The 13,094-nt window shown below is 70.4% G+C and carries 11 protein-coding genes and 1 pseudogene; 7 read left to right on the top strand and 5 right to left on the bottom strand.

What is annotated here, in order from left to right:
• Nucleotides 1-72 precede the first annotated feature (72 nt).
• The gene (locus AC07B0_RS10890; protein WP_469378445.1) at nt 73-624 is read left to right on the top strand and encodes a PadR family transcriptional regulator; all 552 of its coding nucleotides are present in this window, start codon (nt 73-75) and stop codon (nt 622-624) included.
• 185 nt (nt 625-809) lie between these two features.
• Here AC07B0_RS10890 and AC07B0_RS10885 read toward each other — a convergent pair whose 3' ends face one another.
• Both AC07B0_RS10885 and AC07B0_RS10880 read right to left on the bottom strand, forming a co-directional pair.
• Nucleotides 810-2,702 carry an FG-GAP-like repeat-containing protein gene (locus AC07B0_RS10885; protein ID WP_469378447.1) on the bottom strand — a complete coding sequence of 631 codons (1,893 nt, stop codon included), beginning with the start codon at nt 2,700-2,702 and terminating at the stop codon, nt 810-812.
• A 244-nt stretch (nt 2,703-2,946) separates the two neighbouring features.
• Entirely contained in the window at nt 2,947-4,122 is a 1,176-nt protein-coding gene (locus AC07B0_RS10880; protein ID WP_469378449.1) for a type 2 periplasmic-binding domain-containing protein, read from the bottom strand.
• Between the two features lie 348 nt (nt 4,123-4,470).
• On the opposite strand from AC07B0_RS10880, the gene AC07B0_RS10875 reads away from it, so the two are divergent.
• Genes AC07B0_RS10875 through AC07B0_RS10865 form a run of 3 tightly spaced genes read left to right on the top strand, consistent with a single transcriptional unit; the run spans nt 4,471 to nt 7,161 of the window.
• A complete protein-coding gene (locus AC07B0_RS10875; RefSeq protein ID WP_469378451.1) occupies nt 4,471-5,109 on the top strand; it encodes a hypothetical protein in 639 nt (212 codons plus the stop codon).
• Nucleotides 5,106-6,770, top strand: coding sequence for a prepilin-type N-terminal cleavage/methylation domain-containing protein (locus AC07B0_RS10870; protein WP_478897636.1), 1,665 nt, complete (start codon nt 5,106-5,108; stop codon nt 6,768-6,770). Before AC07B0_RS10875 ends, AC07B0_RS10870 begins: the two co-directional genes overlap by 4 nt.
• Before the next feature lie 4 nt (nt 6,771-6,774).
• Complete coding sequence (locus AC07B0_RS10865) at nt 6,775-7,161, top strand: excalibur calcium-binding domain-containing protein (RefSeq protein WP_469378455.1); 387 nt, start codon at nt 6,775-6,777, stop codon at nt 7,159-7,161.
• 109 nt (nt 7,162-7,270) lie between these two features.
• Here the strand turns inward: AC07B0_RS10865 and AC07B0_RS10860 are convergent.
• Both AC07B0_RS10860 and AC07B0_RS10855 read right to left on the bottom strand, forming a co-directional pair.
• Nucleotides 7,271-7,543, bottom strand: a pseudogene (locus AC07B0_RS10860) (tRNA adenosine deaminase-associated protein); the annotation flags it as partial.
• Nucleotides 7,544-7,827: 284 nt separating this feature from the next.
• Complete coding sequence (locus tag AC07B0_RS10855; protein WP_478897634.1) at nt 7,828-8,529, bottom strand: M24 family metallopeptidase; 702 nt, start codon at nt 8,527-8,529, stop codon at nt 7,828-7,830.
• A gap of 636 nt (nt 8,530-9,165) precedes the next feature.
• On the opposite strand from AC07B0_RS10855, the gene AC07B0_RS10850 reads away from it, so the two are divergent.
• A complete protein-coding gene (locus tag AC07B0_RS10850) occupies nt 9,166-9,519 on the top strand; it encodes an EamA family transporter (RefSeq protein WP_478897632.1) in 354 nt (117 codons plus the stop codon).
• Nucleotides 9,520-9,571: 52 nt separating this feature from the next.
• Here the strand turns inward: AC07B0_RS10850 and AC07B0_RS10845 are convergent, their stop codons facing one another.
• Nucleotides 9,572-11,692 carry a SpoIIE family protein phosphatase gene (locus AC07B0_RS10845; RefSeq protein ID WP_478897631.1) on the bottom strand — a complete coding sequence of 707 codons (2,121 nt, stop codon included), beginning with the start codon at nt 11,690-11,692 and terminating at the stop codon, nt 9,572-9,574.
• A 367-nt stretch (nt 11,693-12,059) separates the two neighbouring features.
• Between AC07B0_RS10845 and AC07B0_RS10840 the strand changes: the two genes are divergently transcribed.
• Entirely contained in the window at nt 12,060-12,263 is a 204-nt protein-coding gene (locus AC07B0_RS10840) for a cold-shock protein (protein WP_114041062.1), read from the top strand.
• Nucleotides 12,264-12,702: 439 nt separating this feature from the next.
• Nucleotides 12,703-13,092 carry a hypothetical protein gene (locus tag AC07B0_RS10835; protein WP_356878677.1) on the top strand — a complete coding sequence of 130 codons (390 nt, stop codon included), beginning with the start codon at nt 12,703-12,705 and terminating at the stop codon, nt 13,090-13,092.
• Nucleotides 13,093-13,094 lie beyond the last annotated feature (2 nt).

Here is a 13,094-nt window from a genome sequence, read left to right as displayed (position 1 = left end):
TCATGCCCGCCTTTTTCGCTCCGGGCTCGGTCGGCATCGCAAATACCATCGACGGTCCTTACCCTGGTGACCATGACGGAACCTGATCTGCCACTGGCCGAATGGATCGTGCTCGCACTCCTGGCCGAACGACCCAGCCATGGCTTCGCCATCGCCACCCTCACCGCGGAGGGCGCGGAGATCGGTGAGTTCTGGTGCATCTCGCGGCCCATGGTCTACCGGTCGATCACGCGGCTCGTCGAGCGCGGACTCATCACGCCGGTCGGCGCCGAGGAAAGCGATCGCGGACCGCAGCGCATGATCCACGCCGCCACCCGCTCGGCGAAGACGACGGTCAGCCGGTGGCTCAGCGAACCCGTGACGGAACTGTTCGACGTCCGCGCCGAGCTCACGTGCAAGCTCCTGCTGCTCCAGCGTCGAGGCACCAGCCCGGCCCGCCTGGTCGAGCGGCAACGGGTCGTCATCGACGAGATCGAGGAGTCGCTCCGCGCCAAGGAGGACGCCGCGGGCGACCACATCGCCCGCGCGAGCTACGCCTTGCGACTGGAACACGTCCACGCCGCGCGCCGGTTCCTCGACGCCGTCGACGTCGACTCGACGCAGCCGGCCGTCAAGACCGGCTGACGCCACCCTCGTGGTGATCGTCCCCCCCCCCCAGGTATCCACGTCACCGCCGCGCGCGCCACGACTCGATCCGACCGATACCGGCCGGCAGGACCAAGAAAGGCCCGGCGATCGCATTATTGCGATTGCCGGGCCTTTTTTGCAGGTCAGCGTGTCATAGGCAGCCGCCGGTAACGACCCGTCGGCTACGGCACCTCGACGACGGTCTCGCAGGAGCCGCCGGCCGCGATCGCATCCGTGCCCGCGAGCGTCGGACCGCCGTTGGCGTCGCCGGCGCAGACGTCCGCGCCGCCACCGCCGGAGAGGGTGTCGCTGTCGGCGCCACCGGCCACGGTGTCGTTGCCGTTCCCGCCGGAGAGCGCGTCATTGCCGGCCCCGCCCTTGAGGGCGTCGGTGCCGTCACCGCCGGTGATGGCGTCGTTGCCGTCACCACCGTCGACGTAGTCGTTGCCGCTGCCGGCCGACACGGCGTCGTTGCCGCCGAACGTGCAGATGGTGTCGTTGCCGCCGCTCCCGCTGACGCTGTCGTTCCCGTTGCCGGTCACGATCACGTCGGCGCCGTTCGTGCCGTTCACCGTCCCGTTGCCGGTGATCGTGGCGGCGAGACCGTTACAGCCGGCCGAGACGTTGACCGTCACGGTCGCGATGTTCGAGTCGACGGTGCCGTCGGTCGCCTTGTACGTGAAGCTGTCGCTTCCGACGTAGGCGCCGGTCGGCTGGTAGCTGAAGGACCCGTCCGGGTTGAGCGTGAGGGTGCCGTGCGTCGGGCCGGTCACGAGCGACGCCGTCAGCGTGCTGCCGTCCGGATCCGTGTCGTTGCCGAGGACACCGGAAGCGCCGACGACGAGTGCGGTGTCCGCGCCGACGTGGCTGTACGAGTCGTTCGCGGCCGTCGGCGTCCGGTTGGTCGCGTTGGGCAGCACCGTGGCGTCCTTGACGAACGTCGCCGAGCTGTTGCTGTTGGCCGTGACGACATCGGGACGCCCGTCGCCGTCGAGGTCGGCTACCGCTGTGGCCTGAGGGTTGCCACCGCCGCCCAGCCCGAATGCGAGCGGGCTGCCGAACGCGCCCGTGCCGTCGCCCTCGAACACGACGACCTCGTGCGAACCGGAGCTGGAGACGACCAGGTCGACGTGGCCGTCGCCGTTCAGGTCGGACACCGAAGCGGAGGTGAGGTTCGACCCGGCCGACAGGAGGCTCGCGGTACCGAACCCGCCCGCGCCGTCGCCGAGCAGTACGGCGACGCGCCCCGGCGTGCCGGGCGCCACGATCACGGCGTCCTGCTTGCCGTCCTCGTTGACGTCGGCGAGCTTGAGCTTGGACGGCAGCGTCATGCCGGCCGAGACGCTCGACGCGGTGCCGAAGCCCCCGTCTCCGTCGCCCGGCAGCACGGAGAGCGTGTCGGCCGACGAGTTCGACGTGACCAGATCCAGATGGCCGTCGCCGTTGAGATCGGCGGCCGCGATGCCCTGCGGGCCGGTGCCGCCGTTCAGTCCGAACCGCGTCGCCGCGCCGAACGTGCCGTCCCCGTTGCCGAGCACGACCGCGACGTTGTTCGTGTTCGCGTTGGACGTCGCGAGGTCCGGCTTGCCGTCCTCGTCGAAGTCGCCCACGGCGACGCCGGTCGGGAAGCGGGCGACGCACGGGTTGTCGCCCGTGGTGTCGCACCCGGGCGTCGGGTTGAGTTCCACCGAGGCTCCGGCGCCGAGAGCGCCGGAGCCGTCGCCCAGCCAGACCAGAGCGACGTTGCCGCGCCCGTCCTGGCTGATGACGTCCTTGTGGCCGTCGCCGTTGACGTCCCGGATCTCCGCCGAGCTGAGAAAGCGGCTCGTCAAGGTCTGCGGGGCCGCGTACTTCGTCACGGCGCCGAAGCTGCCGCCGCCCGAGCCGAGGAACACGCCGAGGCCCTCGGTGCGGATCGCCGTCACGAGGTCCGGCTTACCGTCGTTGTTGAGATCGCCGATCGCGACGGCGGAGCTGCCGCGGCCGTTGTCGTCGAGGTTCACCGCGGTACCGAAGCCGGTCGTGTTGGCACCGGTCGCCGAGGCCGGGGTGGCGGCCATCACGACGGTAGCCATCGCGAAGACGAGCGTCGGAATTCGGCGTCGCCGGCCGTGCGTGGCCGCGACCGGGCGACCGTCCGGCGTGAGGTGCCGGCGTGGTGATCTGTGCATGGGTGAGGACCCTCCTAAGGGCCTGATACAGAGGAATGGGTGACGCGCTCCGGCATGACGGCCGTCAATCGGCGGGACGCCGGGCCGGGACCGTCGGCGGGCGATGTCCGTGCCGGCCGACGGCCCGTTGCCCAGGCTTCCGGGTCGCCTAGTAGCCGTAGGCGGCGAGGGTCCCCTGGATGGTGGGGTCGAGGTCCCAGTCGTTGTTGAACAGGTCGCTCCAGACGGCCGCTGCGCCGGCGTTTCCGCCGTTCAGGGCGACGCCGTACTGCTCGATGCCCCCGTAGCCGGAGTACGCGCTCGCATTGACCTCGGTCCACGTGTTGGGATCGTTGCCCGTGGTGCCGTTCAGTGAACTGGACGTCCAGCTCACGTTCACGACGTTCGACTTCGCGACCAGACCCAGCTGGGTGTTTCCGCCGGCGTTAGCCGTCACCGCGCCGCGCACCTGGCTGATTCCTGATTCCAGGCGCACCTTGCACGCCGTACCCGCGCTGTCGCAGGCGCTTCCCCGGAACACGTTCTGGCCCGGACCGCTGTCGGTCCACGTGAACCCGTTCTGTACCAGGGCCTGCTTGGACGCCGCGCCGAACGGTGCGGAAGCCGGGTCGGCGACCGCGATCCGGTGCCCGCTCGTCGCCAGCCAGCTCACCACGCCCGGGATCGTCGTGGGCGCGCCGCCGGAGACCGGCGTCGCGTCGCAGCGAGGCGACTGCGCCTTGCCGTTACCGCTGCCGTTGGCGTCCGCGCCGAGCGCCAGCGGCGGGCTTCCGGCGTTGGACGGGTCATCGCCCTTGGTCGAGCCCGCCCAGCTGCCGCTACAGCTGTAGATCGCCAGGCGCCCGACTGCCACGAGATGCTTGGTCGTGGGGTCGCCGTTGCATTCGACGCTCCCGCTCGCCGTGCACGTCCCGCCGGCCGCGGTCGGGATGACCGCGTCCACGTTGGCTTCGTCCGCCGACAGGAACGCGTCGATGTGCAGCGGCCCATTGGAGCAGTTGTTGGAAGAGGAGGGGTCGCACGTGGTGTAGGGGCCGGCGCTCTTCAGCTGCTGCCGCAGGCTTCCCGACGTGATGCCCCGCATCGTCGACGTGTCGATCGCCGGCTTGTTCCAGAACCCGCCGATCTGCGACGCGGCGTTCGCCGTGAACGGCGTGAACGACTTGGACGTCGCGATGTACCCCTTCATGTCCTTGAGGGCGGGGTACATGTTGTTCGCGACACCCACCTCCGAGTCCGTCGTTGCGAACGCTGCCGGTGCCGCGGCGGTGATCAGCGCCGTCGCGAGGGCACCCACCGCGAACGCGTTCCGCACCCGCCGCATCGCGGTGCGGCCGGAGTTCGGACCGCTTCGAGCGCGGCTGGACCTTATGTGCATGTGCTACTCCTAGTCGATCTGGTCTGCGGCGGCGGCCGGACCGGCACCCTGCTGGTGGGATCAGGCAAATGCCGGAAACACATGGGCATCTGCGAGGTTTCCGGCATGAAGGTGCCGCACGCGCCTAGATGGTGCTCACGCCGGACCCCAGTAGTCAATCGTTGACAACCGTACGTGCTGTGGGTGTAATGCACGTATCCAGACTGCAACGGGCCTGGTGGGCAAGTGTCGTCAGGCCGCTGCAGGACGCAGAGAAGGGGCTGGCGGCACGATGGGCAGAGGCGTGGTACGGCTGTGTTGAGCAGACTGTCGGGCTCGCGCGCGATCAGGCGGGGTGTACTGGCTCTCGCGGTGGTCGCGTTGGCACTGGGCGTTGTGGTGTTCGTACGCGGTGGTTCGGATGCGCCGGCCCAAGCCCAGAGGCCGGAACGCGAGTGGTGCACGCCGGGCACCCCGCGCAGCGGGCTCTGCCCGAACAACAAGGCGTTCGACGTCAAGGAATACGCCCATCACGGCGACGCCTTCGATTGCATGAACTTCGCCAACCAGGCGGATGCCCAGGCGGTGCTGCGGGCCGACCCCAGCGATCCGAACCGCCTTGACGACGGAGGCGGCGTCGCGTGCCGGGGATTGCCGCAACCGCGCGACACCACACCGGTTCCCGCTATCGCCCAGCAGTTCAAGTGCGGTCCCGGCGACACCCGCAGCGCGCTCTGCCCGCAGCCGGAACGAGCCTTCGACGCCCGCTACTTCCTGCGCTACGGCAATGACGCCTACGACTGCCCGGACTTCGCCGGCCAAGCGGACGCGCAGGCCGTCCTGCGCTTCGCGCCGGCCGACCCGAATCACCTGGACGGCGAGGGGAAGGGCATCGCGTGTCCGGACCTGCCGGGACCCAAGGACGTCAAGCCCGTACGACGGGGAACACCGTGACGTGGCAAGGGCTCGCGCGTGCGCTCGGGCCGGACGTGAAGCATCGATCGAAGGAAGCCCCGACCGTCATGACACCGGATCATCGCCTGTTCCCCTTGCGTGCCAGACGCCAGGACGGCTTCACGCTCATCGAGTTGCTCGTGGTCATCGTGATCCTGGGCGTTCTCGCGGCCATCGTGGTGTTCTCCGTCAGGAGCATCGGCGACAAGGGCCGCAAGGAGGCGGTCGCTGCGGACGCGGCCACCCTGCGAACAGCGGAAGAGTCCTACTGCGCGAAGCACGGACACTACGGGACGATCGATGATCTGAAGGCCGACGGGCTGCTGACGGGCGAACCGGTCTACAACATGGTGACGGTCGGCGAGGAGAACAAGTGCGGTCGAGGCGCAAAGTCGTCGTTCACGCTGTATGACACCTCACCGACTGAGCGCGCAGCGGACCCGATCCCGGTGGGCGAGGGGCCGACCGACGTCGCCGTCGACGAGAAGGCCAATCGCGTGTACGTCGTGTCCAGCGTCGCCAACAGCGTGACCGTGATCGACGGCAAGACCGACGAAGCGATCGGCACGCCGATCAGCCTCTCCAGCGCTGTGTCGAACCCGACCCGGATCGCGGTCAACCCAGAAACGGGGCAGGTCTACGTCGGCGGTACGGGCAGCGTTGCGATCATCGACACGGCCAACGGCAATCGAGTGATCCGCGTCGGCTTCCCGGATGCCGTCAGCGCCCTGGCCGTCTCTCCCAAGAACGGCGACGTCTACGTCGGCGGCGGACTCTGGACGGTCGCCTACATCGCCGCCGGCGGCTCGTCGGCGACGCTGATCCCGCTGCCCGCTGCGGGACTGCTCGTGAGCGCGGGCAACGGCATGGACTTTTCCTTCGGCCGCGCGGGCGACGAGGTGTACTTCGCGAAGCAGGGCAATGGCATCGGCGAGAGCCCCAACATCGGCCTCTTCGCGATCTCGTCGCAGACCCACACGGTCAGGCTCGTGGCGGGGTTCCCGACGACGAAGGCAGCCTGCGGCAGCAGCAACGTGAACCTCCTCACCGCGAACTCCGCCCGGGGCGTGACCGTTTTCGATCCGAACCGAAACCTCGTCTACCTCCTTGCCAAGAGGTGCGCTTCGAACCCGTCGATTCCCACCGGGGGGACCCCCGTCGGGACGGTGATCGCCATTGACCCCAGCAGCGGTGCTTCAACGGCGATCGACGACCTGGTCGGAACGAACGGCACTCCCATGGCAGCGGTCTACAACGCTGCGGCAGGGTCGGTCTACGTCTTCTCCCTCGTTGTCGGAGGCGGCCAGCAATGCGGCGCTACCGGAGGCCGCATCAGCCGAATCAGCGGGACGACGACCATGGGGCAGGCGTCAGTCTGCGCACTGTCAACCCTGAGTGCCGGGAACCCGGCGCACAAGGTCGCCGTGCTGAAGAACTTCAACAGGGTCTTCGTCGCGCAACGAAGGCTCGAAGCCACGAACGACGTCCCCGGCTCGCCGGGCGGCCTCGGAGTGGCCGACGGCACCACGCTGCTGACGCAGGCTCGGCTCGGCACGCCCAGCGAGTTCGTCTCGCTTGCCGTGAACAACGCCACGGCGAAGGTGTACGCGCTCGACCCGGCCAAACGAACGGTCGCGGTGTTCCGGACAGGAGCGGCCTAAGACCATGCCGGACCAGTCACGCACCACCCACAAGAGCCGGGACCGCCGGCCACGACCGGGCGGTCGTACCTCCCTCGCGGCGGTCGGCGTGATCGCGGCGATCGTGCTGACCGCGTGCGCCGGCAACGAAGCCCCGGAGCACACCTTCGACGTCGCTCCCTACGTGAACAAGGGGCACGTGGTCGACTGCGACGCGTTCAAGGCCCAGGCCGACGCGCAAGCGGTGCTGCGAGCGGACGCACTCGACCCGAACGGACTCGACCGGGACGGCAACGGCATCGCATGCCCGAACCTCCCCAAGCCGACGGACAAGAAGCCGGTCCACCGCGACTTCATCACCGACCTGGACGGCGCTCCGATCATCGAGCCGCTCACACCGCGGCCGACGTAGCGACGGCGGAAGCGCTTCCGCCCGCCCACGGGGGCGGCCGGTCGGGTTCCCTCCATGAGGCCCCGACCGGCCGACCGCCTCGTCCGACGAGCGGCGGCAGGGACAGGCCCTACCGGCGCAGCCGGTCGAACTCGGCGGTGAACCCGCACCGGTCCGCGACGGCACGCAATTGGTCGTCGGGCACGCCGTCCGGCCGGCCCAGGACGAGGCCCATGGCTTCGGCGGTCAGCCCCAGGTCGGCGAGGATGCCCAGATCTCCGGCCGGGCGTGCGCCGGGTGCGTCCTCTTCGGGAGGGGTGATGCGCAGGACGTCCAGGGCCTGGGCCGCGAGCGTGTGCCGGTGCGCGGCGCGGGCGTCCGAGAGCAGCAGGGCGCTTCCGGCCGTCGCGGACCGCGGAACGCAGGATCAGGAAGAACGACTCGTCCGCGTTGAAGAACCCGAACACCGCCTCCGAGGCCCCGACGGCACGGACCGCGGCGATCGCCTCGTCGAGCCCCGTGAGGGCGGTGCGGTCCAGGCGGGTGCACCGCCAGGCGCCGCCCCGGCGTTCGACGGTGATCGCGTATCGATGGTTCCTGTGTTCTGTCACGGCTCCAGAGGTGCCCCGTCGGCTCACCGGGTAGCCGCACGCGGTGCCGGCATGGTCCGCACGGACCAACGGTCGGTCAGACGAGGTCGAGCAGTTCCGTGTGCACGGCGGCGGGGCCACGGTGCTCGTCGAGGAGGTGGATCTGAAGGATCCAGTGGGCCCGCAATCCGTCCTCCAGCATCCGGCGCAGGGGCCGGTCGTTCTCCGGACCGATGAAGACCTCCGGCCGTGTCGCCTCCGCGGGCGCGGCGGGCGCGGTGCCGGTCAGCCGACCGCAGTGCCGGGCGCCCAGACTCCGGCCGGCCCTGGCCGCCAGGCCGCGTACCTTCGCGTACAGCTCGCGGCCGGTGATGGATTCGTCGGCCCGGAAGGCATCCCGGGCGCCGGTGGCCACGGCGGTCAGGTCGTGCACGAGGCGCCGACGCACGGGACCGTCGCCGAGGGCCACGGTCCGGGCGAAAGCCGTCTCGTACGGGGCCAGCAGCGACTCGAAGTCCAGCACGACCAGGTCCTGTGCGCCGATGACCCGCTCCGGCCACTGCCCGCCCACCACGGTGCTCGGCCACGACCGTACGAACCTACGGCGGACCCGGCCCGCCCGTACGCCGAACACCTCCCGGGCGATCAGGGCGATCCGGTTGTCGACCTCTTCCTCGCTGCGCCCGGGCTTGATCACCTGAGTGGCGATCACGTGCGCGAACAGGCGCTGCGCCATGCGCTGGCCTTCCAGCAGGTGCAGGCCCCGCAGCCCCACGTCCATCCGGTCCAACGTCGCCATCGTGTGTCCTTGCTGTCAGCCCATGCCCGCGCCGCTCGCTGCCGGGCCCGCCGGCACCTGAACCGGCTGCGGCACGCCGGAGCGGGGCCCGAGGCGGAGGTGGTGATCGACCGGCGCCGAGGCGGAGCCCTGACGGCCTGGCCGAACCTAACAGCGTCGGCCTGCGCGGCATCACCGGTTGATCCTCCAGCGCTCGGCCGATACCGGCCGCCCACGCTGGTCCGTCATACGAGGGGCAGCGGCAACCGGCCGACGCGAGGCCCGTGTACGGGATCGAAATCGGCGTGGGGAACGTCGCGCAGGACGGCTGGAGCGTCGCCGTCACGCTCATGGACCTGGCCACCGAGGCGATCTGGGAAGACCCCCCAACGGCTGCCCGTACACGGCCGTGACCGAAGGCGACGTCACCTCGCACATCGACAGCACCAGGGGCCAGGCGCGACCGGGGACGGCGAATGTCACCGGATCATCCCCTCGCGTTCCGGTGGAGCGCCGAGGGGCGAGGCAGGCGCTCGGGCTCATCCTGATGAGCTCCACCGGTATCCAGCTGTCCTCCGCATTCGCGGCAGGGCCGTTCGACTCGCTGGGGCCCCTCCCCGTCAGCTCGCTGCGCATGGCCATCGCCGCGCTGATCCTGTGCGCGCTGTTCCGGCCGCGGCTGCGCGGGGGATCGGCGCGATCGGCCGGGTGGGCGGGCACCAGTGGCTGGTCCTGGTCGCCGCGGCCGTGGTCGGGGTCGCCATTCCGTACGCCGTGGACACGATCGCCGCCCGAGTCTCCTCCGCGAGGGTGGTCGGCACGCTGTTCAGCATCGACCCCGTCATGGGATCCCTCGCCGGACTGCTGATCCTCGGCGAACGCATCAGCTGGACCGCGGTCGCCGGCATCGTCGTCGTGGCCGTCGCGGGAGCCGCCGTGGTGTGGCTGGCAGAGGCTACGAACGAGGCGGGCGAGCCGCTCGCAGAGGCGCCCGAAGCGGTCCGGTTCTGACGTCGCGGGACCGGCCCGCATGCGCGTCGACCGGGCCATTCCGGTTGGCCGGTCAGATCGGTGCGCTCGCCCCGTCGCCGGGCGGGTGGGGGCGGACGTGGGCGATGACGAGGGCGACGTCATCGGCGGCGTCGTCGTGTCGTAGGGCGGCCAGGAGCCGGTCGCAGGTTGCCTCAGGGGAGAGGCCGGAGTCGGTGAGGAGGCTGAGGAGGAGGCCGAGGCGGTCGTCGAAAGAGTCTCCGCGGGTTTCGACGAGTCCGTCGGTGTACAGGACCAGCCGGTCTCCGGGGACCAGTCCGAGGGCGGTGGTCTGGAAGTCGGCGTCGCCGAGGCCGCCCGTGCCGAGCGGCACACCGACGGGAAGGTCGAGCAGTTCGGGGTACTGCCCTGACCGGATCACGATGGGGGGAGGGTGGCCGGCGAGGGCGACGCGGCAGCGGGCGCGGAGAGGGTCCCACGTGGCGTAGACGCAGGTCGCCATGGTCCCCTCCAGTTCGGTGGTGATGTGGTCGAGGTGGCGCAGGACCCGGGCCGGATCGAGGCTCAGGTCCGCCAGGGTGCGGGTCGCCGTGCGCAGTTGTCCCATGGTGGCGGCGGCGTGGACGCCGTGTCCCATGACGTCGCCGACGACGAGGGCGGTCTTGTCCCCGGGCTGGGGGATCGCGTCGAACCAGTCGCCGCCGATCCCACTGGCCGCTGCGGCGGGTTGGTAGCGGTAGGCGATCTCGAGTCCGGCGGACCGGGGCGGGGGGTGCGGGAGGAGGTGGCGTTGAAGGGTCAGGGCGGTGTCGGTGGCGTGCTGGTACCAGCGGGCGTTGTCGATGGCGATGGCGGCGCGGGTGGCGAGCTCGCCGGCCAGAGTGACGTCGTCGTGGCCGAAGGGGAGCGGGTTGCGGGTGCGCAGGAGGCCGAGGGCGCCGAGGACCTGTCCGCGGGCCGTCAGCGGCACGGCCAGGTAGGAATGCGCGCCCTCTTGGGCGAGGAGGTCGGCGGAGGCGCCGTCACGCGCGATGCGCCCCAAGTCCGTACGGCTGGTGTGCGGCACCAGGACGGGGTGCCCGGTGGTCACGCAGCGGGTGACCAGGCGTTCGGCCGAATAGGTGGTGCGCTCGCCCACCTGGTCGGCGGCGCGGAGCGCGTCCGTCTCGTAAGCCGCGGCGAGGGCCAGGGCCATGAACAGGGCCTGTCCCGCACCGGGGCCGGGGGCCGCGGTCGCGCTGCCCTCCAGGACCGAGTCGAGGACGTCGACCGAGGCGAGGTCGGCCAGGTCGGCCACGACGAGGTCGGCGAGTTCCCGGGCCGTGCGCTCCAGGTCCAGGGTGGTGCCGACGGTCACCGAAGCCCGGGCGATGAGGTCCAGGCGCCTGCGGGCCTCGGCTGTTTCTCTGGCCGCACGGTAACTGTCGGTGACGTCCACGACCACCAGGGCGACGCCGATCACCCGCCCGCGGGGGTCCTCCAGCCGGTAGTACGAGCCCGACCAGGCGTGCTCCCGGCCCGGGTCGGCGGGAGTGCGGCCGACGCCGTACTGGTCCAGCAGCGGTACGCCGGTGTCCAGGACCTGGCGCATGGAGGCTTCGATCACCTCGGTGTCCAGGAACGGCACCGCCTCATGGGGTGTACGGCCCAGGTGTTCCTCGGCGGGTAGGCCGTTGATCCGTACCAGCATCGGGTTGATCAGTACGTACCGCAGGTCGGTGTCCAGTACCGCGAGCCCGAGCGGGGACTGCGCCACCAGCGGCACCGAAAGTGCCAGGTCGCGCTCCACACCGCGCAGAACGGCCTCGTCGCAGGCGATCCCCAGGGCGTAGACGCCGCCGTCCTCGTCCTGCAGCCGCATGTTGCGGAACTCCACCAGCTTCGTGGAGCCGTCTTTGTGCCGTACGGGGAAGACGCCTGCCCAGGTGTCGCCGCCGGCCATGACCTTCGCGAACAGCTCCAGGACCAGATCGGCGTACTCATCGGCGACCAGCAGTTTCACCGCGTAGCTGCCCAGCGCCTCCTCGGCCGACCAGCCGAACAGCTCCTGGGCCTGGGGGCTCCACAACGTGATGCGCCCCCCGGTGTCCAGGACCACCGCGGCCACGCTCAGCACGTCCAGCAGGCCGCCGGGCTCGGAGGGAACCACCCGTACGGGGCCGGGGCCGGCCGGGAACGCCTCGGACGCGACCATGACCGGACCTCCTTCAGCCACTGCGGGTCTCGGACCCGACGGTCCAGTCCCTCGCTCGCCCGTCGGTCCTCCTACTCATCCTGCGCCCGCCCGGCCCGGGCGGCAGCCTCCGTCGGCGGGTGCTCCGGTGTGGGGGAGGGGCACCCATTCGGAAGTTCGTCCGTGGAGTGAGGCGTAGGAGGCGTTTCTGTGGTGCGAGCAGGACTCTCCGTGTAGCGTCAGCGCCAGCTGTCATGGTTCCGAAGTACCGGTCGCCCGTGAGCACAGTTTCACGGGCGATTTTGCTGTTCGGCGTCTCTGAGGACCAGGGCGATCACCTCCGGCTCCCGCATGGTGCGGGACCGGTTTCTAGTCCCTTGGAGGACACATGGCCACCGGAACCGTGAAGTGGTTCAACTCGGAAAAGGGCTTCGGCTTCATCGAGCAGGAGGGTGGCGGCCCGGACGTCTTCGCCCACTACTCGAACATCGCCGCTCAGGGCTTCCGCGAGCTGCAGGAGGGCCAGAAGGTGAACTTCGACGTCACCCAGGGCCAGAAGGGCCCCCAGGCGGAGAACATCACCCCCGCCTGAGCCTTCACTCCCTGTAGCGGCCCGCGAGCACGCAGTGGCTCCGCTGCCGTATGAAAGCCCGGCCGGCACGCTTGTGCCGGCCGGGCCTTTCTTTTGCGCCGCCAGGTCAGGTCGCGTGAACACGCCGTTTGGCAGGCGGCTGCGGATCCTGATCACCTCCGAGCGGCCCCCGACCTCATCCCCGATGCCCCCCTCAGGCGGCAGCGGACCCCGCCCCCGCCGATGGCACCGCCATCTGGGCCGGCCTCACGGCGCGGCCCGACGGTCCGGGGAACCGGGTATGACGATGACCGGTTCCCCGCCTGATGCCGTGCACGCCCCCAGACCCGCAGTACGCGGCCCGATATGACCGTCCCGCGGGCCGGTGAGAGGATTTCAGTACCACGGGTAGAGGGCGCGACGTGTGCGTCCATCCCGATACAGGACAGCAGGTCAGGTCATGGCCAAGCAACCGAAGCCGTCCCGGCCCCGCGATGGCGAGGGCATCAGCCGGCACAAGGAAGCCAAGCAGCACGGCTGGTCACCGGATGTGGACGAGACCACTCAGCAGGAGAACCCGAGCGCCCACCGCTCCTTCCACCCGGACGAGTACGCCGCCGCCAAGGGCCCCGGCCGAAAGGTTTCAAAGGAAGAAGCGGGCAACCCCCACGGCACCCCCTCCAAGAGCAGGGGCACCCGCGGAGAGGACCAGGGCAAGGGCTCCGGCGACAAGGGCATGCACGACCTCGGCCCGCGAGGCCGCTCACAACGCCCCAGCGGAACCAAGGACGCCTCCGCCTCCACCGGAGTGGACCCCCAGGACCCGCCCGGCACACGCAGCGCCGGATAGCG

The organism is Streptomyces sp. NPDC044704 (genome assembly GCF_056433525.1).
Note: the sequence above shows the minus strand (reverse complement) of the source record. Positions and strands in the feature narration are given on the sequence as shown.